At 51.1% G+C, this 17929-nt stretch carries 15 protein-coding genes; 8 read left to right on the plus strand and 7 right to left on the minus strand.

All coding sequences use genetic code 11. The features are described from left to right. Positions 1–8: 8 nt before the first annotated feature. The 7 genes from HAV38_RS13015 to HAV38_RS13045 all read right to left on the minus strand — a co-directional run bounded on the left by HAV38_RS13015 (position 9) and on the right by HAV38_RS13045 (position 8369). Entirely contained in the window at positions 9–737 is a 729-nt protein-coding gene (locus tag HAV38_RS13015; RefSeq protein ID WP_168055814.1) for an amino acid ABC transporter ATP-binding protein, read from the minus strand. Next, positions 718–1374, minus strand: coding sequence for an amino acid ABC transporter permease (locus HAV38_RS13020; RefSeq protein WP_168055815.1), 657 nt, complete (start codon positions 1372–1374; stop codon positions 718–720). Before HAV38_RS13020 ends, HAV38_RS13015 begins: the two co-directional genes overlap by 20 nt. Beyond that, a complete protein-coding gene (locus HAV38_RS13025; protein WP_168055816.1) occupies positions 1371–2051 on the minus strand; it encodes an amino acid ABC transporter permease in 681 nt (226 codons plus the stop codon). Before HAV38_RS13025 ends, HAV38_RS13020 begins: the two co-directional genes overlap by 4 nt. A 95-nt stretch (positions 2052–2146) precedes the next feature. Continuing rightward, entirely contained in the window at positions 2147–2338 is a 192-nt protein-coding gene (locus HAV38_RS13030) for a hypothetical protein (RefSeq protein WP_168055582.1), read from the minus strand. Between the two features lie 220 nt (positions 2339–2558). Continuing rightward, positions 2559–5642 carry a winged helix-turn-helix domain-containing protein gene (locus tag HAV38_RS13035; RefSeq protein ID WP_168055817.1) on the minus strand — a complete coding sequence of 1028 codons (3084 nt, stop codon included), beginning with the start codon at positions 5640–5642 and terminating at the stop codon, positions 2559–2561. A gap of 653 nt (positions 5643–6295) precedes the next feature. Continuing rightward, the gene (locus HAV38_RS13040; protein ID WP_168055818.1) at positions 6296–7126 is read right to left on the minus strand and encodes an OmpW/AlkL family protein; all 831 of its coding nucleotides are present in this window, start codon (positions 7124–7126) and stop codon (positions 6296–6298) included. A 109-nt stretch (positions 7127–7235) separates the two neighbouring features. Continuing rightward, positions 7236–8369, minus strand: coding sequence for a collagen-like triple helix repeat-containing protein (locus HAV38_RS13045; protein ID WP_168055819.1), 1134 nt, complete (start codon positions 8367–8369; stop codon positions 7236–7238). A gap of 445 nt (positions 8370–8814) precedes the next feature. On the opposite strand from HAV38_RS13045, the gene HAV38_RS13050 reads away from it, so the two are divergent. The 8 genes from HAV38_RS13050 to HAV38_RS13085 all read left to right on the plus strand — a co-directional run bounded on the left by HAV38_RS13050 (position 8815) and on the right by HAV38_RS13085 (position 17857). Then, positions 8815–9597, plus strand: coding sequence for a FadR/GntR family transcriptional regulator (locus tag HAV38_RS13050; RefSeq protein ID WP_168055820.1), 783 nt, complete (start codon positions 8815–8817; stop codon positions 9595–9597). 104 nt (positions 9598–9701) lie between these two features. Continuing rightward, complete coding sequence (gene ltnD, locus HAV38_RS13055; RefSeq protein WP_168055821.1) at positions 9702–10595, plus strand: L-threonate dehydrogenase; 894 nt, start codon at positions 9702–9704, stop codon at positions 10593–10595. A gap of 2 nt (positions 10596–10597) precedes the next feature. Then, positions 10598–11935, plus strand: coding sequence for a 3-oxo-tetronate kinase (gene otnK, locus HAV38_RS13060; protein ID WP_168055822.1), 1338 nt, complete (start codon positions 10598–10600; stop codon positions 11933–11935). Further along, positions 11932–12582: a 3-oxo-tetronate 4-phosphate decarboxylase gene (otnC, locus tag HAV38_RS13065; RefSeq protein WP_168055823.1), complete on the plus strand. Its 651-nt coding sequence runs from the start codon at positions 11932–11934 to the stop codon at positions 12580–12582. Before otnK ends, otnC begins: the two co-directional genes overlap by 4 nt. Before the next feature lie 148 nt (positions 12583–12730). After that, a complete protein-coding gene (locus tag HAV38_RS13070; RefSeq protein ID WP_221313822.1) occupies positions 12731–14080 on the plus strand; it encodes an MFS transporter in 1350 nt (449 codons plus the stop codon). 138 nt (positions 14081–14218) lie between these two features. Then, positions 14219–15007 carry a 2-oxo-tetronate isomerase gene (gene otnI, locus HAV38_RS13075; protein WP_168055824.1) on the plus strand — a complete coding sequence of 263 codons (789 nt, stop codon included), beginning with the start codon at positions 14219–14221 and terminating at the stop codon, positions 15005–15007. 73 nt (positions 15008–15080) lie between these two features. After that, a complete protein-coding gene (gene denD / locus HAV38_RS13080; protein WP_168055825.1) occupies positions 15081–16058 on the plus strand; it encodes a D-erythronate dehydrogenase in 978 nt (325 codons plus the stop codon). Positions 16059–16741: 683 nt separating this feature from the next. Next, positions 16742–17857 carry a hypothetical protein gene (locus HAV38_RS13085; protein ID WP_168055826.1) on the plus strand — a complete coding sequence of 372 codons (1116 nt, stop codon included), beginning with the start codon at positions 16742–16744 and terminating at the stop codon, positions 17855–17857. Positions 17858–17929: the final 72 nt, after the last annotated feature.

Genomic DNA, 17929 nt, shown 5'->3' on the forward strand with positions numbered 1-17929 from the left:
CTTAGTGATTAAGCGCTTGCTCCCAGAAACTGTTGCAGTTCGGTGGTCTTTGGATGCGCAAAAATATCTTCCGGCACACCGATTTCATGGACTTTTCCATCATGCATAAACACTACGCGGTCGCAGACTTCTCGTGCAAAACGCATTTCGTGCGTGACCATTAGCAACGTCATACCCTCATCAGCCAATCCACGCATCACGCTTAATACCTCGTTCACCAGTTCCGGATCTAATGACGAGGTAATCTCATCGCAGAGCAGCGCTTGCGGCTGCATGGTCAGGGCGCGTGCAATGGCGACCCGCTGTTGCTGGCCGCCCGATAGCTGATCTGGGTAGGCGTCGAATTTTTCGGCGAGGCCGACGCGGGCAAGGTTGTCTTCAGCAGATTTACGCGCAGCGCTTTCCGTTGTGCCTTTGACGATCATGGGCGACAGCATCACGTTGCGACCAACTGTTAAATGCGGGAATAAGTTGAATTGCTGAAAAATCATGCCGACCTTCAGACGCAATGCACGGAGTTCAATCTCAGTATTGCCCAGATGCGATCCGGCGACACTGATGTTGCCTTCATCGATCGATTCAAGGCCGTTGATACAGCGCAGCAGGGTACTTTTTCCAGAACCACTTTTACCAATAATCGCGATGACTTCACCGGGCTCGACATTAAGGCTGATCCCCTTCAGGACCTGATTGGTACCAAAGTTTTTTTTAACGTTATCAATCGCGATGAGTGGCATTGAATTTTCTTTCGAGAGATTGACTGTATTTGGACAGCGGCCAGCACAACGCAAAATACATCAACGCTACCAGTGCATACACAGTGAACGGCTGAAAAGTGGCATTGGTGATCATAGTTCCGGCTTTTGATAGTTCAACAAATCCGATGATAGAAGTGACCGCGGTACCTTTAACGATTTGTACGCTAAAGCCGACCGTAGGCGGTATCCCCATACGGAAGGCCTGCGGCAAGATGACGTGGCGCATTTGTTGGAAATAACTCATTGCCAGGCAAGATGACGCTTCCCACTGACCGCGTGGAATCGCCTCGACGCAGCCGCGCCATATTTCTGCCAGATAGGCACTGCTCCAGCAGGTCAATGCGATCACGGCGGCAAGCCAGGCTGGCACTTCGAGGCCGAATAATGCCAGGCCGAAAAAGATAAGAAACAATTGCATGAGCAATGGTGTGCCTTGAAATAGTTCGATGTACAGTCTGGTCACCCGTCGTAACCAGACGGATTTTGAGGTTCGCAGAAATAAAACGATCAGACCCAGTATGCCGCCCAAAGCAAAGGAAGTCAGCGACAGCAAAACGGTCCAGCGTAGCGCGAGTAAAAGATTGCGGACGATATCCCATAATGAAAATGAGATCATGTAGCGCTCCCTGTTGCACGGCGACCAAATAACCAGTGTCCTATCAGGCGCAGCAATTGGCGTAAGCCAATGGCCAGTACCAGATAAATTACCGTCGATAACAGATAAGCTTCGAACGAGCGGAAGTTACGGCCTTGTATGAAGTTGGCGGCATACGCCAGTTCTTCCACCGCTATCTGGGAACAAACAGCCGAGCCGAGCATCACAATGACCATTTGGCTGGACAATGCCGGCCAGATTTTTTGTAATGCGGGCGGCAAAATAATGTGACGAAAAATTTGCATTCGCGTCATCGCCAAACTCTGCCCGGCTTCAATCTGACCGGGTGCAATTGCAGCGATGCCGGCACGAATAATTTCGCTACTATAAGCGCCCAGATTGATGACCATCGCCAGGATCGCGGCTTCCATTTCGGTGATGTGAAGGCCGATTCCCGGCAGTCCAAAAAAAATAAAAAATAGCTGGATCAGAAATGGCGTGTTACGGATGAGTTCTACATACGCGCTGATCGGAGGGCGCAACCAGCGCGGCCCTTGCGTCCTCGCCCATGCGCAAAAAATGCCGACGGCGATACCCAGAACACCGCCAATAACGATCAACTCTATCGTCACCAGTACGCCTTTGACGATAACGCTAGTGTAGTCAAATGGGGATAAGAAATCGAAGTGATAACGCATATGTTTGCCTTTAAGCGGTGAGGGCCTGTCCCCGCCAGAAGCCGGGTCTGCAAACTTCTGGTGCGGTAATCCAGCTACGATGATAAATGACTATTTTACGTATTGGGGTAATGTCCCAGCCAATTGACGCTAATTGCATAGAGTTCGCCGTCTTTTCTGGTCTCGGCGAGGATCGCATTTACTTTATCCCGCAGATAACGCGCACCGGGCGAGTTTTGCGCCAGCATTGCATCGGTAATTCGCTCGGCGATGTGTGCGGATAATATAAGGGAGAATTCAGCTGCCATGCCACTGTATATGCAAGTCGTATGCCAGTAAGTGCGCTCTGGTACATCAATCTGAATTACAAGTCTGGTGCATCAGATTGAGGTACCAGATTCACCAACTTGGAGAATGTCTGTGTTGCTGATCGCTAAAAAAGGTGATTGACGCCCTAACTTGGTGTTGCCCTTGTCGGTGAGGACGCCTAAGTCAGTGCGCAAACCCGCGGGGTGGCAGCCCATAAAGTTAACGAATAATGGCGCGTTCGCGGGCGATGGCAATCGCTTCGGTGCGCGTATGCGCATCAAGCTTGATATTGATATTGCGTAAATGGGCGCGCACTGTCGTCACAGAGACAAATAATTTCTCAGCGATCAATTGGTTGCCGTGTCCTTTTGCGAGCAAATGCAGAACGTCACGTTCACGCTCGGTAATATCGCTAATTTTGGCGTTGCGCAAGAGACTACTGTCGTCCGATGACATGGGGACGATGACGGAAGTGCCTTTGGTCACGGGATGATCGCCATCACTTTGGGCGGCTAAATGGTTAGCTGAATGCGTAGCTAACAGTTTTTCTGCAAATATAACGAGCGCCATGTGGTGGCGCTTATCACAGGATTCGCCGGGCACTTTGCTTGTGGGGCGCTGAAGTTCATCTAGAAAAGCTTCGATCAGCGCTAATAACGCAGGGCCTTCGTCAAGAAAGATACGGACAAAATTTTCTGGAAGTGCTTCTTGCAATGCTTCCCTGATTGTGGCGAAAGCGAGGAGCGTTTGTCCGGCATTGGCAAGCGCCAGCGCATAAACTACTTTGATGCGAAGCGCAAAGTGCATGCGACCGCGCCGGTAGGCATCGTCCAGATGTGTTTTTAAAACCGGTACCGCGGCGATGGCCTTGGCGCTGTGCACGTCGAGCCGCATTAACGCCAAAGCTGGATTATCAATGTCATGTGCGATAGGCTGAAAATCGGGATGAACGCTGGCAGACCTGGTCTTGATTAACGCCAGCATATCTCTTGCTGTAACCAGATCGCCGTCCATAATTGCACCTCGGGCGCGCTCAATTCGGGCCATGTCGACCAGTCGCGGCAGACCGCGTTGCAGTCCGAGATGCTCCATATCGAACAGTGTCTGTAACGCGTCGTTTATGTTGCCCTCGGCGCGCAAAATGCGCGCATAAATCAAATGGCTGGTGATCAAGTGGTCTGGCGTACCGGCTTCTTTTACGAGCGGAAGATACAGCTTCAGCAGACGTTTTGCTTTATCTAGCAAACCGGTTTCGTAGTAGATTTGGGCCAGATAAATACTGGAAAATCCGCTATCTGCACCATATCTGGCGCCTCCCGGTGGTGGTTGCTCGCCGATGAGCAGATGCAGTCGAGCGCCAGCAGAACGAAAATTTCCTTGTAACATATCAAGCATGCTGTTCATGTAGCCCGCCACGGCGCTACCGAAAAGAGAGCGTTTGTTTGCATCGCGCTGAATGACTCGATCCAGTGCCTGGCGGGCCTCCTGATAGCGGCCGATGGTGGCATAATAATACGCACAGCCGATCATCAACATAGTCTGTAAAAACGGTTCGTAGGTGTCATTATCGAGCAACTGCGCGCCCTCCCATAGCGGTGCCGTTTCTTCGATCCGGTCCAGCATGACTAAACTAAAAGTGCGTAACGCCATCGCCGCTGGATAAGAAATTAGCATGTCCGAGTCGGGCCTAAGATAGGCCGCGTCATCGCTATGGCCCAGCGCTTCCTGCAACGCTAAGGCTTCGCCGCTGCGGTTGGTATGGATTAATACCCAGGCATACACAAAGATTAATTTTGAATTGCTTTCGAGACTTTGTTGATTAAGCGTATCAAACCAGCGCGCCAGCAACCGGACGCGACCTTGCAGGAGCAACGCCTCTGCTTTTTGCTCAAGCAGTTCCAGTAGTAGTTGCTTATCGTCGGCGGCAACAGCATGATCGATGGCGAATATTGCCTGATCCTGATCGAGGTGCCAACGGGATGCGCGACGGTGCAAATCCCGGGCTACACCGGGATGTCGCTGCGCCAGCTGCGATTGTAAAAACGTCGCAAAAAGCGGATGGTAACTGAACCATTTGCGCTGATCATCGAGCGGCGTAATAAACATGTTGGAGCCTTCTATTTCCTCCAGTAATTGTTTGCTGTCCGGATGACCGGTCACAGCGATACAGCTCTCGATACAGAATTGCGGCAAGATACTGGTTTGTAAAATAAATTCTTGTAAATACTGTGGCTTCTGTGACAGTACATCTTCTGCCAGATAAGCGGCGACGCTACTGTTGGAGCCAGTAAATGTTTTGATGAATTGGCGCGGATCCGGATTGTTTTCCAGCGCTAATGAAGATAGCCATAATGCCGCTGGCCACCCATCAGTGATCTCATGGAGCTTTTGCAGGTCCGAATCATTGAGTTTCAGATGACGTTTTTCGCGCAAAAATTCCGTCGTTTCCTTGAGTCTGAATCGCATGTGGGTGGCATTACATTCCAGTAACTGCTGGCGGGCACGTAGTCGGGCGAGGTTTATAAGCGGTTTGCCGCGGCACCCGATGATAATTTGCTGGCCCGCTCCTAATGCCTCTACGGTCTGCTGAATCAGGGAAAGGACAGCGGGGTGACGCACAATCTCAAATTCATCAAGTATCAGCACAAAAGGTATGCCGGTCGCGACGACTGCGTCGAACATTCGGGGACGATATTGATCCAGGTGAGCAAAAGCTTCGGTTTCAAACCCATGAGAAAAAAGGGGGACCGGCAAACGCATTTTTTGTAGTGCTTGCGCCAGATTGAAGGTTAGCTGATCGAGGTCGTTATCACCCGCATCAAGTGTTAGCCAGGCAACCGCCTTTTTGTCTGCCGTCAGTAAGTCATGCAGCGAACGCAACAACGTTGTCTTGCCAAATCCGGCTGGTGCGTCCAATACCATTAGCTTTGCATTCTCAGCATTGAGCATCCGCGCGAGCACTTTATGGCGTGTGATCAGCGGCAAAGAATTGGGTGGAGGACTAAACTTGGAGGGCGGAAAATGGCGGGCAACTGGCGGCTTTTTGTTCAACTCCGCGCTGTTGCTTAAGTAATTTTCGGTACCGTCTTCAAGGGCCTGGGGACTGGCTTTAATGCTGGTTTTAAACTTATTTCTGGGACGACTAAATGCGTTGATGGCTTTAAATGCCAGTTTTTCAGCCTGCTGTGCGAACGGGCAACCATCATCTGTCCTCACCATAGCGCCCCTAGCGGCGTTATCTGGAGGCTTAAACCCATCCATTTGCGGAATTTCAGGATTTTCTGTGAGAAACATTTTTTTCATTGCCGCTTCTCATTTTTAACATTATGCCATGACAGTCATGTATTGAATGCGTTGCGAAAAAAACGCGTAATTTGAATCTGCGCCCAAAATATTGGGACGTAAGTTTCCAATGGGAAACACATTGAATTCCCGTGGATCTAAGTTGATTCTATCGCAAAATTTCCCTGCTGAAACGAGGGCAAATACTATTTAAGTATTTATTGAATGTGTTCAAATCGTGCAATTAACCGCAGATATTGAAAAGAAGGCGTAGAGAGTCGAGATCCGAAGGGATGTTTCAGGGGCAATTCATGGAGTCGAATTACACCGCTCCAACCTGAAGCAGATGACTATAGGAGGGCTTTTCGATGCCAGAGTGCGTATCTTTCGGCACTTCCGAAACAATGGAGTGTTGTTTTCTGGAACGATTAAAAAGGCAGAACCAGCAGACATGACCGCTTTATCCGTCAGACAGCAAGTGACACGTGTGCTACAGCTTCTGGCGCAAGTTATGCGGGAGATAGGAACCGGTTCCTGGACTATGTCACGATCTGATTCGCGGACGTAATTTGCCGCTTATGGTGGGTAAAAAACCTTTTGGTATCAACCATTCGGGTTTCTCCGCACCGTAAGCATCAGGTAACGCCCGCGCGTTGCAGATCGCAAACGGGTCCTTAGAACTTGTAACCCAGCGTAAAGTTAGTCGCGATCGCAGGAATATCCAGATGGGCGACGCTGGTAAGAACGGTATTGCCGTTCTTGTCTTTTACCGTAATGATCGAGTCGGTTTTGAGCGGCAGATATGACACGCCGAGATTGCCGGACCAGTTGTCGGTGAAGTTAATACTTAGACCAGCATTCAACACAGGCCTGAAAGAGGCCGTCGCTTTAGCTTGTACGGTCGTCGCATTACTGCCGGTAGACGCGAACGCAAGGTAGCCTCCGGTGTTCTTCAAATCCTGATTGAAGTTGTCGTTCAGCTTGACGTGTGTGAAGAAGTTATAGCTGACACCAGCGCCAAGATAGGGACGAAAAGTGGCGTTTGGATCCCGGAAATAGTATTGAAACAGCAAAGTCGGACTCCACTGCATGACACTTGCTACGGGATTGTTACTCGGTTTATCCAATACCACAGGCGGTACACCGGCGCCGAGGGGCCCCGGTGTATTGACCGTTCCCTTGCCATAAATTTTAAAAGTTGGCGGTAGGCCGACGACGTTGGTAACCGCAATATGATCGGTAACAAAGCGGGTGACGGTAAGCAGTGCTGTGGTTGTATTTCCCACTTTCAGGCCAGTACCCGGCGAATCAAAATGTTGCGGCAGCAACGTCGATTGCGTCAGCAATGACACCCCGAGATCGGTGTGAAGTGGCGTACTGCTACTTTTATTATTATTAATGTAAAGCCCACCAACGCTGACCACGGTATCACCAGCTTTTTGCGCTGCTGCGATGCTCGAAACAAGTCCCAATGATAGTGCAGCAAGGCAATGACTTATTTTCATTTTTCGTCTCCAATTATTATTTACGCAAAAGTGTTGCCAGGCGCACTCTGGCTTCGCGCCAACCAGCTTTAGTGGGCGCGGGATGACATACAACGTTAACCTGAATCGTTTAGTGCGTCTTTGCACCCAGCGTGCCGAGCAGTCCTGTAACCGGTGTTATTGGGCTGGAGGTGCCAACAGAGCTGGAAGCCGAACCTCCGGCGTTGGTCAATCCACTGATGACAGGGGTCAGCGGATTGCTGGTCGAAGCAGAACCGGTAGCAGTGGTCAAGGCGCTGGTAATTGGGGCAAGAGGATTGCTCCCAGACCCGGATGCGTTGGTCAATGCGCCAGTGATCGGTGCAAGCGGACTCGTGCTGCCACCGGTGCCGGGCGAAGTCAATGGGCTTAACGGATTAGATGAGGCGGCACCAGAAGTCAATAGTCCGGAGATGCTCGACACCGTGCCGCCAGCGCTGGTAACGATGGCACCCGTATCCGTCGCCAGTACGTTGCTGGAGCCGCCCGCGATTTGTGTACCAACGTTACCAATGCCCGCGCCCACGGTATTGAGCCCGCCAGCTAAAGGCTGACCCAGACCGGTCGTTTGGCCGACAGTTTGTGTCGTAGAGACCAGAGTTGTCGTGAGGGGAATGATGGCGGTACTTGCCGATTGTGTGATTTGTTGTACCGGACCCGTTCCCACGGACAGCGCAGCGAGCTGACCGGCGCTATCAATAGCGACACCCGCATTGCTGACGCCCGAGCCTGCTGGTCCTGTGACGGGGTTAAAGGGGGCCAGCGGACTGCCGGGCGCACCAGTATCGGTCACCAACTGACCTGCATTGTTGATCGTAATCCCCGTTTTGCTCACTACGGTGCCTAGACCTGCAACCGTAGTGCCTACCGGATTTGGATTGCTGCCCATTTGCCCCAAGCCAATGCTGACGCTAGCGCCCAGGGCCGAGAGTATCTGACCGCTGCTGGCGACAGTATTGCCCAAGTCTTTCTGAGGTGTAGCAGCGCCAGGAACCGGCACTGGCGTATTGCTGATAATCCCGCCCGTATCCGATACCGCGGTGCCTGTATGGCTGACCGTACCGCCGGTCTGATTAGCGGGCGCAGCGGCCGACGATGCGGTGGTTGCGGTCGGTGTTGCAGTACCTTGATTTGCGCCTACAGAACCGTTGCTACCGCAACCGGAGAGCGCTAACGTGGCGATAATGCACGTTAGCATGATGGATTTTTTATGAAGCAGTTGCATTTGGTGTCCCCTATTTATGATTATTTTAACGTCGTACAGTTCCGTATAGTCAGTTGCGACAGCTGCGTTGTAATACTGATGTTCAAGGCAGTCGATAATTTTTTAATTCCAAATCCTGTCGCAGCAAAATATCGCATTTAGCAAGTTGGACCAATGGACGTCAGCTCAAACGCGCCGATGACATGGACCGGTGCTTACCAACCCGATTTTCTTGCAGATAAGTTTTTGGAGTTTCGGTCAATGTACCGAGGTTCGTTGGTGGCGCGTATCGTCCAATTGGACTATTTTGCGAACCGGCTGAAAATGCGAGGAGCCATGCAGTATCAGATTAAGGAAAATAGTTACCAATAGACAATAAATAAATGTGCACGGAAAGCTTGATTTTTTCGGAAAGTCATATGATGATATGTTCACTTTAAAAAATTAAATTAATTTAAAAGAGACCATGTTTCAAAAATTAGCGGCCAACCGCGCTTCACTTAGCGATACGGTTGCGCAAGAGTTACTTCAAAAAATCCAAAGCGGAGAATACGGACCGGGGGCCAAACTGCCCACGGAGCCGGTGCTATCTGAAGCGTACGGCGTCAGTCGCACGGTCGTGCGCGAGGCAATTTCTCGTTTAAAAAATGAGGGGGCGGTCGAGCCGCGACAGGGCAGCGGTGTGTATGTCAGTGAGCAAGGGCATCTGCGCCCGTTGCGTATTCAGTTTGACGAGGCATCATCCGCCGATGCAGTGTTGCAAATAGTCGAGTTGCGGCGAGCGATCGACGCCGAGGTGGCTGCGTTGGCGGCAACCCGTCGCACGCCACGTCAGTTAAAAGCGATTGAAACTGCATTACGCGGAATTGAGGCGGACGTCATTGCGGGCGGTGACGGTGTCAAGGCAGATGTGCTGTTTCATCGTCGCATCGCCGAAGCCACTGGTAACCCTTTTTTATTGCAAACGCTGGCTTTCCTGAATCAATATCTGGAAGCTGCCACTAAAATTACCCGCACTAATGAAGCCCGACGTGACGATTTCATGCGTCAGGTGTACGAGGAACACGCGGCTATCGCCACAGCAATCTCTGCTGGTGACGCGCTGAGTGCTCGGAATGCGGCGCAAACGCACATGTTTAATGCAGCGCGACGGTTGTCGCAGGGCGCGCCAGCTGGGCCGGTGATTAAGAAAGTCAGCATCAAGAATCCGGCAGGCGTCAGGGCGAAAAAAATCGCGCAAGCTTTATAGCAGGCTACAAAACGTATCAGTTCAACTTCCCATAAAAAACTTCGCTCAATGTTGTGCGACAAGTTTAACTTCAGAAAAATTAAATTATTCAGACGGGATTAATCATGACCATAAACGTAGGTGTAATCGGCCTTGGTGCCATGGGGCTGGGCGTTGCCCGTTCATTATTGCGCGCAGGTTTGCGCGCGCATGCGTGCGACCTTCGTCCTGCCGTGCTTGCGCAGTTTGCCAGTGAAGGCGGGATCGCTTGCCACACGCCAGCCGAGCTGGGCGCGCAGTGTGACGTTGTTATCACGGTGGTAGTCAATGCCGCGCAAACTGAACAAGTATTATTCGGTGAAAACGGTGCTGCCGCAGTCATGAAGCCGGGCAGCCTGGTCATCGCCAGCGCGACGGTTGCGCCGGATTTTGCGATCGCCTTAGGACAGCGTTTAGCCACACTGCAATTGTTAATGCTGGACGGTCCGTTATCGGGCGGTGCCGCGCGCGCCAATGCAGGTGAAATGACGATGATGACCTCCGGACCATCGGAGGCTTATGCCAAAGCTGAGGCGGTGCTGGCAGCCATTGCGGGAAAAGTTTATCGCCTGGGGGACGTGCATGGCGTTGGCTCCAAAGTTAAAGTTATCAATCAATTGCTGGCTGGTGTGCATATCGCCGCCGCCGCCGAAGCGATGGCACTGGGGATGCGTGAAGGGGTTGATCCCGATGCACTTTATGAGGTTATCACCAACAGTGCGGGCAGTTCCTGGATGTTTGAGAACCGGGTTCCACATATTCTGAAGGCGGATTACACCCCCCTATCCGCTGTCGATATATTTGTTAAAGATCTGGGTCTGGTGCTGGATACCGCGCGGGCCAGTAAATTTCCTTTGCCATTGTCTGCTGCGGCACATCAAATGTTCATGATGGCGTCAACCGCAGGGTACGGCGGCGAGGACGATTCCGCAGTGATCAAAATTTTCCCCGGTATCAATTTGCCGGTCGCGAAGGAATAAAAATGTCGCACTCCTCTAAGTCACCTAACGCTTCAGGTCCGCTTCTGGGTTGCATCGCGGACGATTTTACCGGTGCCACCGATCTCGCCAACATGCTGGTGCGTGAAGGTATGCGTACCGTGCAAACCATCGGCCTACCAGAGGTTGCGCCAACCGGAGTCGACGCGATTGTTGTTGCCTTGAAGTCTCGCACCGTGCCAGCGGCTCAGGCCGTCGCAGAATCACTGGCGGCTTTGGCATGGTTGCAGCAACAAGGCTGTCGCCAGTTTTTCTTTAAATATTGCTCTACGTTTGATTCCACCGCAGCAGGCAATATCGGACAGGTCACTGACGCCTTACTGGATGCACTGGGTGCGGACTTTACGATTGCCTGTCCGGTTTTCCCGGAGACCGGGCGTACCCTATATCGCGGTCATCTGTTTATCAACAATCAGTTGCTCAACGAGTCCGGCATGCAAAACCATCCGTTGACGCCCATGACAGATGCCAATCTGGTGCGCGTGCTGCAACAGCAAACGGCAGGCAAGGTCGGTCTTATCGCCTACCCAATCGTAGCGCAAGGCGCGCAAGCAATCCGGGCGGAAACGGCTGTCCTGCGCCAACAAGGTGCGCGCATGGCGATCGTGGATGCATTAACCAATGCCGACTTATATGCCATCGGAGCGGCGTGCGCCGATTTGCCGCTGGTCACAGGCGGGTCAGGTATCGCGCTCGGCTTACCCGCCAATTTCATTCGCGCCGGATTGTTAAATACGTCGCAAGATAGCCAGGCAAGCGCGCTACCAGCAATCGACGGATGGTCCGCAGTGCTGGCCGGAAGCGCATCGCTGGCCACCAACGCGCAGGTTGCGCACTGGAATCAAAAACGACCGTCCTTCTGCATTGATGCATTGGCCGTCGCCAGAGGTGAGCCGGTCGTTGCAAACGCACTCGCATTTGCGCACCAGCATCTGGCTGTGCAGGCACCGCTGATATACGCCACCACATCATCGGAACAGGTCAAACAAGTGCAGGCCGCATTAGGTGTAGAGCGTGCGGGTGCGTTGGTTGAAGATACGCTCGCAGAGATCGCTCGCGGCTTGTTCAAACTAGGGGTCCGTCGCTTTGTGGTCGCAGGCGGCGAGACCTCCGGGGCAGTCGTGAAAGCACTTCACGTCACCGCGCTACGTATCGGCAAACAGATCGATCCCGGCGTTCCGGCGACCGCATCTATCGGCGACGTACCGCTGGCGCTAGCGCTCAAATCCGGGAATTTCGGTGCCGTTGATTTTTTCGAAAAGGCCTTAGGACAACTTGGCGATCAGCGCATTGAAATGTCTGATGGAACTATTGGACTATGACCACGCCATCGTTAAATGAACAATCCTTGCGCGAGGAAATCTGTCGGGTGGGCGCGAGTCTTTACCAGCGCAATTACACCGTCGGCTCATCCGGTAATATCAGCGCCCGATTGGACGATGGCTGGCTCATTACACCGACTGACGCATGTCTCGGGCTACTGGATCCTGCGCTGATTGCCAAAGTTGATACGACCGGACATTGGGTCAGCGGTGATAAGCCATCCAAAACATTGACGTTGCATCGCGCAGTCTACGATAACAATCCGGCAGCACAATCCGTCATCCATACGCACTCCACCAATCTGGTTGCACTGACGCTGGCTGGTACATGGAGCAAGGATGCAGTATTGCCGCCGATCACACCTTATCAGGTGATGAAAGTAGGGCGGATTCCATTGATTCCCTATTGTCGCCCGGGTCACCCAAAAGTCGCTGAACAAATAAGCATAGTCGCGAACGCAGTGCGTGGCGTGCTACTAGAGCGGTTGGGGCCGGTGGTATGGCACACCAGTATTTCGCAAGCTGCGGCTGCGTTGGAGGAGCTGGAAGAAACGGCACGTTTGTGGATGATGTTGCCGCAGAAACCGACAGCGCTTGATGCGGCCGAGATCGACGATCTTTGCCAGACGTTTGGGGTGCGGTGGTAACGGTGAAAAGTAGGTATTGAAACGCAGGCGCTGAATAGTTAGTGCTTAGCAGGTGCTTAATAAGTGCTGACGAAGAGCGTTGAAAAATAAGCGCTAAATTCGGTAATACATTTTAAATAAATTTTTTAAAAAATAGACGGAGACTAGGATGTCATCAATAATTAATCCCGGAAATACGGCGAAGAAGCCATCCGGTTCCAGCAATGCAGGCGAACCCAAGAAATCCGTAATCGACGCTGACGGGTTATACAAAAAAGTATTCTGGCGTTTTGTACCATTTATCATGCTGTGTTACGTCATCGCTTATCTTGATCGGGTTAACATCGGTTTTGCCAAGCTCCAGATGTCGTCTGATCTTGGATTTAGCGAAACCGTATTCGGCCTTGGCGCGGGTATTTTCTTTTTGGGGTATTTTCTGTTCGAGTTGCCAAGCAACCTGATCATGCATAAAGTCGGTGCCAAGCTATGGATCGCCCGCATCATGATTACGTGGGGTTTACTGTCCGCATGCTTTGTTTTTGTGCAGACGCCGACGCAGTTTTATGTTCTGCGTTTTCTACTCGGTCTGGCTGAAGCCGGCTTCTATCCCGGCATCATCCTGTATCTGACGTATTGGTTTCCATCGCATCGGCGGGCCAAAGTTGTCGCGACGTTTATGGCCGCGATTCCGCTATCCGGCATCTTTGGCAATCCGTTGTCCGGCTGGATCATGCAATCCTTTCACGGTTCAAGCGGATGGCATGGCTGGCAGTGGATGTTTCTGATTGAAGCCATCCCCGCGATTCTGATTGGTGTCGCTGTTTTTTTTGTGATGGACAACAGCATTCGCAAGGCAAAATGGTTATCCGAAGATGAAAAAGACTTTCTGGAAGCCGAGATTGTTGCTGACCAGAAAGGCAAAGTCAGCCCTAAATCGACAGCCGGAGTTTTTAAGGACGTACGTATCTGGCATATGTGCCTGATCTATTTTTGTATCGTCATGGGCCAATACGGATTGACGTTCTGGTTACCAACACTGGTGAAGGCTTCCGGTGTAGAAGGCGCCCTGAATATCGGCTTGATCAGTGCAATTCCATTTCTGTGCGCAGTCGTGGCAATGATTCTGATCGGGCGACGTTCTGACCGTATGCGTGAGCGTCGCTGGCATTTGATGATTCCGGCATTGCTCGGCGCGGTCGGATTTGTTATCTCTGCGCTGGCCGCCGATAATACCGTGATTGCGATCACCTTTTTGTCGCTCGCTGCGATGGGTGTATTGACCTGTTCGCCGTTGTTCTGGTCGTTACCGACCGCGTTTTTATCAGGAACAGGCGCCGCGGCCGGTATCGCAGTAATTAACTCGGTCGGTAATCTGGCGGGCTTTGTCAGTCCATTTTTGGTCGGCTGGTTGAAGGACACTACGCACAGCAATCAAACCGGCATGTTTATGCTGGCCGGAATGTTAGTTGTCGGCACCATTTCGATTTATCTTACTTCGCCTAAAATGGTGAACAAGTAGTTTCACTGAAATAGCGAAAATTCGCTAACTAATACCCAACTAATACCCAACTAATACCCAACTAATGCTTTCAACGAAAGTCATTAAGCCTCGGCAGCACCATTGTGCTGCCGACGTCAATATTTAAGGAGTTAAGTGATGCCACGTTTTGCCGCAAATTTAACGATGATGTACACCGAACATGCTTTTGCCGAGCGCTTTCAGGCGGCTGCCAAAGATGGTTTCAAAGCGGTAGAATTCTTGTTTCCCTACGACTACACCGCGACCGATTTATCATCTCGCTTGCAGGATAGTGGTTTAACGCAAGCGCTGTTTAATGCGCCACCGGGCGATTGGGCCAGCGGTGAGCGCGGCATCGCTTCACTGCCCGGAAGAGAAGATGAATTTAAACGTAGCATAGATACGGCACTGGAATATGCCCTGGTGTTAGGCAACGATAAGCTTCACGTGATGGCCGGTTTAATTGGTCCGGATCAGGATCGAGCGCATCATCGTGCCGTGTACCTAAAAAACCTCGCCTATGCGGCGCGGCAGTTGGCGCCACACGGTATCACGCTGGTGATTGAGCCCATCAATACCCGCGACATTCCGGGATTCTTTTTAAATCGTCAGGATGACGCACAGGCGATTTGCGCTGAGGTCGGACTGGATAATCTGCGGGTGCAGTTTGATTTGTATCACTGTCAGATTGTAGAAGGCGATCTTGCTGTCAAGTTAAAGCGCGACATGGCGCGACCGCATGGCGGTATCGGTCACATACAGATTGCAGGTGTTCCAGACCGGCATGAGCCGGATGGTGGGGAAATCAATTATCCCTACTTATTTAATTTGATTGACGCGTTGGGTTATGACGGCTGGATCGGTTGTGAGTATCGACCCAAAGCGGGCACCTCCGCAGGATTAAGCTGGCTCAAGCCCTGGTTATAACGTGATCGTTGCGATCCGTGTCATCGCGTTGCAAGATAATTTTAGGTAATTCTCTCATTTCAGAAGGTATCCCATGCAAGTAGTCATTACCGGCGGAGCCGGATTTTTAGGGCAGCGTTTAGCGCGTCAGCTATTGGCGCAAGGTAGTCTGCCGGACAGCACCGGTCAACTTCAGACCATTAGCAAAATCGTGTTGGTAGACATTGTGGCGGCCACCGGTTTCGACGATGCGCGGATAGAGCAAATTACCGGCGATATCGCCGATAGCGCATTATTAGAGCGGGCAATTACGACCGAGTCTTCCGCCATTTTTCATCTGGCGGCCATCGTCAGCGGACAAGCAGAGTCGGATTTTGAACTCGGTATGCGCATCAATCTGGAAGCCTCACGTTTGCTGCTAGAGCGGTGCCGCATTTGCGGTCATCAACCGCGTGTGATATTCACGAGTTCAGTAGCAGTATTTGGTGGCGAATTGCCAGCGGTGGTGCAGGACAATACGGCGTTGAATCCGCAGTCGTCGTACGGTGCGCAAAAAGCGATCGCTGAATTGCTGCTTAACGATTACAGTCGTAAAGGGTTCGTTGATGGTCGTGTGCTGCGCTTGCCGACCATCAGCGTGCGCCCTGGCAAGCCAAACAAGGCCGCCTCTTCGTTTGCCAGCGGCATCATTCGGGAGCCGCTTAATGGTGAGTCAACCGTTTGTCCGGTCGGCCCGGAAGTGCGCCTCTGGCTACTCTCGCCGCGCAAGGTCATCGCGTGCCTGATTCACGGCTACACGTTATCTACAGAAGCGCTAGGCGCACGCCGTACTGTCAATCTGCCAGGCGTGTCGGTTACGGTTGGCGAAATGGTTGCAGCGTTAGAACGTGTCGCTGGCGCGGACGTTGCGGGTCGCGTTGAATGGAAACATGACCCTGCCATTGATCGTATTATTTCCAGTTGGCCCGGTGCCTGGGACGCAACCCGTGCAACATCGCTCGGCTTTACATGCGACGCGAGTTTTGACGATATTGTGCGCGCTTATATCGCGGATGATTTGTCTGTAGCGTAAGGTATTGGTAGTACGATCCATACTAAAATCCACTCATCATAAGGGTGGATTTTTTTTATTATATTTTTTTAGTCGCACTCGTATAGCGTGCACGGCTTAAATGCGGATGAATTTTAAAATTCAGCGCTGCAGGCAATGATGTTTTGTTTTCAAAAATGGCCTTGATCCAGCCTCGCTAAATTTCGCCAGGAATAACAATACCGGCATCGATTTCTCGAGAGAATGGGACGGTATTCATCGAGCGTTCTTTCCTTATTTTGTTCTCCATTTTTTCCATATCCCGTTCTAAACACCTGACAAAAATAATTCCGTTAGCAATTTGCAATCTAGCGGAAAAACCTTAACTTTGCCTTATTTTGCCCAAACTAAGAATCTTCCTAGAGCTTTTTCGGCGCAAGGCGTTTAGAATTCCCTCATTGTTTTCTGCCGCCGCGATGTCCACCACATCGTTCCCCCCGTAGTGTCCACGCTTAATTTTTACGTGTAATTTCCACGCTCCTTAGCGGGAGGTTTGTCCATGTCCAGCAGTCGCACACTTTGCGCGTATGCCAACACGCTCGACAAACATCTGATCGAAACATGCCCAAAGCGCAATTTCCAGAATCTGTACAACGAAACGGATTTCACGTTCTTCAGTCCAGCGGACTGTTTTTGAAATGATTAAATCACATGCACCTATATCTATGAAAAAATCTAAAAAATTTCTATTCGCAATAATCACCATGTTCTGTATCGCTCAATCAGGGTTGAGTAGTGATCAGCCAACCGCTAAGCCTTTGGAATTGCAGTACCTGACCACTTCGGTTGGCCCTTCAGGCGATATAGAAGCGCGAGCGATTAGCGCGAATGGCAAGGTTGTAGTTGGTAGTGCGGATTTTAAGGCAGGGGGATGTGGTTGTGATGCTGATGCTTTCGCATGGTCAAGCACGACCGGCATGATTGATATTAATAACGGCGCAGTCCCTTGGTCATGGGCGTCTGCCGTCAATGCTGATGGGACCGTTATTGCCGGAATATTGCAATATACGATGGAAGAACATACGCGTCCGTTTAGATGGACCGCCGAAACCGGTCTCGTTGATTTGATAAAGGCCAATCCGCAATTAGAAAATTTTTATCCTGTTGCGCTGAGTGCCAATGGCACAATTATGGCTGGTCGAGTACATCTATCAGACCAAGGCGCTCGCACACGAGGCGCGATAGTGTCGAATGGAGCTCTCATCTATTTAGCATCACAGCAAGATAAGAAGGAAAACTCCAATGTTACTGCGATGACACCGAATGGTGAAATTGTCGTCGGCAACATAGACGTAGATGGTACGGGTAATCGGGCTTTTCTATGGAAAAAAAATGAAGGAATGAAAGATATCACTACGATAAAAGGTCGTTTTTTATCAAGTTATGCAACTGGTGTAAGCGCGGATGGTTCTGTCGTTGTCGGGTCGGTATTTGTTGATGGGATTAGGCATGCTTTTCGATGGACAGAAAAGAATGGCATGAAAGACTTGGGTGCGCTTACTAAAGATGAAGACGAATCATTGGAAGCTTTATCTGTCAGTGAAAACGGCGCGGTTGTTTTTGGAATTTCTTCGAGACGTAGAGCCAAAGAATATCGCTTATTTCAATGGAGCGTGGACAAAGGTATGGTGGATTTAGGGCCGGCACCTGGCAATATTGACAAGTCAAATATCGAAGGTGCGTCATCTGACGGCAATATCTTGACTGGATCGGTTTTTCGCAGCGGCTTAAAAAATGCTTTTGTGCTTGAGTTGAGAAATACTGGCAAGCCGCAACAGTGACGATATTTATCGTCACAATCGTATCAAATCTTGTCATCAGCAGTTATGCCCGTTAGCTATGAAGAGTAAAGA

This window comes from Glaciimonas immobilis (assembly GCF_011947285.1).
Classification (GTDB): domain Bacteria; phylum Pseudomonadota; class Gammaproteobacteria; order Burkholderiales; family Burkholderiaceae_D; genus Glaciimonas; species Glaciimonas immobilis.

Excerpts from the sequence above, each read along its gene's own strand:
- HAV38_RS13030 (WP_168055582.1), bottom strand. The coding sequence starts at position 2,338 with ATGGCAGCTGAATTCTCCCTTATATTATCCGCACACATCGCCGAGCGA.
- HAV38_RS13020 (WP_168055815.1), bottom strand. The coding sequence starts at position 1,374 with ATGATCTCATTTTCATTATGGGATATCGTCCGCAATCTTTTACTCGCG.
- otnK (WP_168055822.1), top strand. The coding sequence starts at position 10,598 with ATGTCGCACTCCTCTAAGTCACCTAACGCTTCAGGTCCGCTTCTGGGT.
- denD (WP_168055825.1), top strand. The coding sequence starts at position 15,081 with ATGCAAGTAGTCATTACCGGCGGAGCCGGATTTTTAGGGCAGCGTTTA.
- ltnD (WP_168055821.1), top strand. The coding sequence starts at position 9,702 with ATGACCATAAACGTAGGTGTAATCGGCCTTGGTGCCATGGGGCTGGGC.
- HAV38_RS13070 (WP_221313822.1), top strand. The coding sequence starts at position 12,731 with ATGTCATCAATAATTAATCCCGGAAATACGGCGAAGAAGCCATCCGGT.
- otnI (WP_168055824.1), top strand. The coding sequence starts at position 14,219 with ATGCCACGTTTTGCCGCAAATTTAACGATGATGTACACCGAACATGCT.
- HAV38_RS13035 (WP_168055817.1), bottom strand. The coding sequence starts at position 5,642 with ATGAAAAAAATGTTTCTCACAGAAAATCCTGAAATTCCGCAAATGGAT.
- HAV38_RS13015 (WP_168055814.1), bottom strand. The coding sequence starts at position 737 with ATGCCACTCATCGCGATTGATAACGTTAAAAAAAACTTTGGTACCAAT.
- HAV38_RS13040 (WP_168055818.1), bottom strand. The coding sequence starts at position 7,126 with ATGAAAATAAGTCATTGCCTTGCTGCACTATCATTGGGACTTGTTTCG.
- HAV38_RS13025 (WP_168055816.1), bottom strand. The coding sequence starts at position 2,051 with ATGCGTTATCACTTCGATTTCTTATCCCCATTTGACTACACTAGCGTT.
- HAV38_RS13085 (WP_168055826.1), top strand. The coding sequence starts at position 16,742 with ATGAAAAAATCTAAAAAATTTCTATTCGCAATAATCACCATGTTCTGT.
- HAV38_RS13050 (WP_168055820.1), top strand. The coding sequence starts at position 8,815 with ATGTTTCAAAAATTAGCGGCCAACCGCGCTTCACTTAGCGATACGGTT.
- HAV38_RS13045 (WP_168055819.1), bottom strand. The coding sequence starts at position 8,369 with ATGCAACTGCTTCATAAAAAATCCATCATGCTAACGTGCATTATCGCC.
- otnC (WP_168055823.1), top strand. The coding sequence starts at position 11,932 with ATGACCACGCCATCGTTAAATGAACAATCCTTGCGCGAGGAAATCTGT.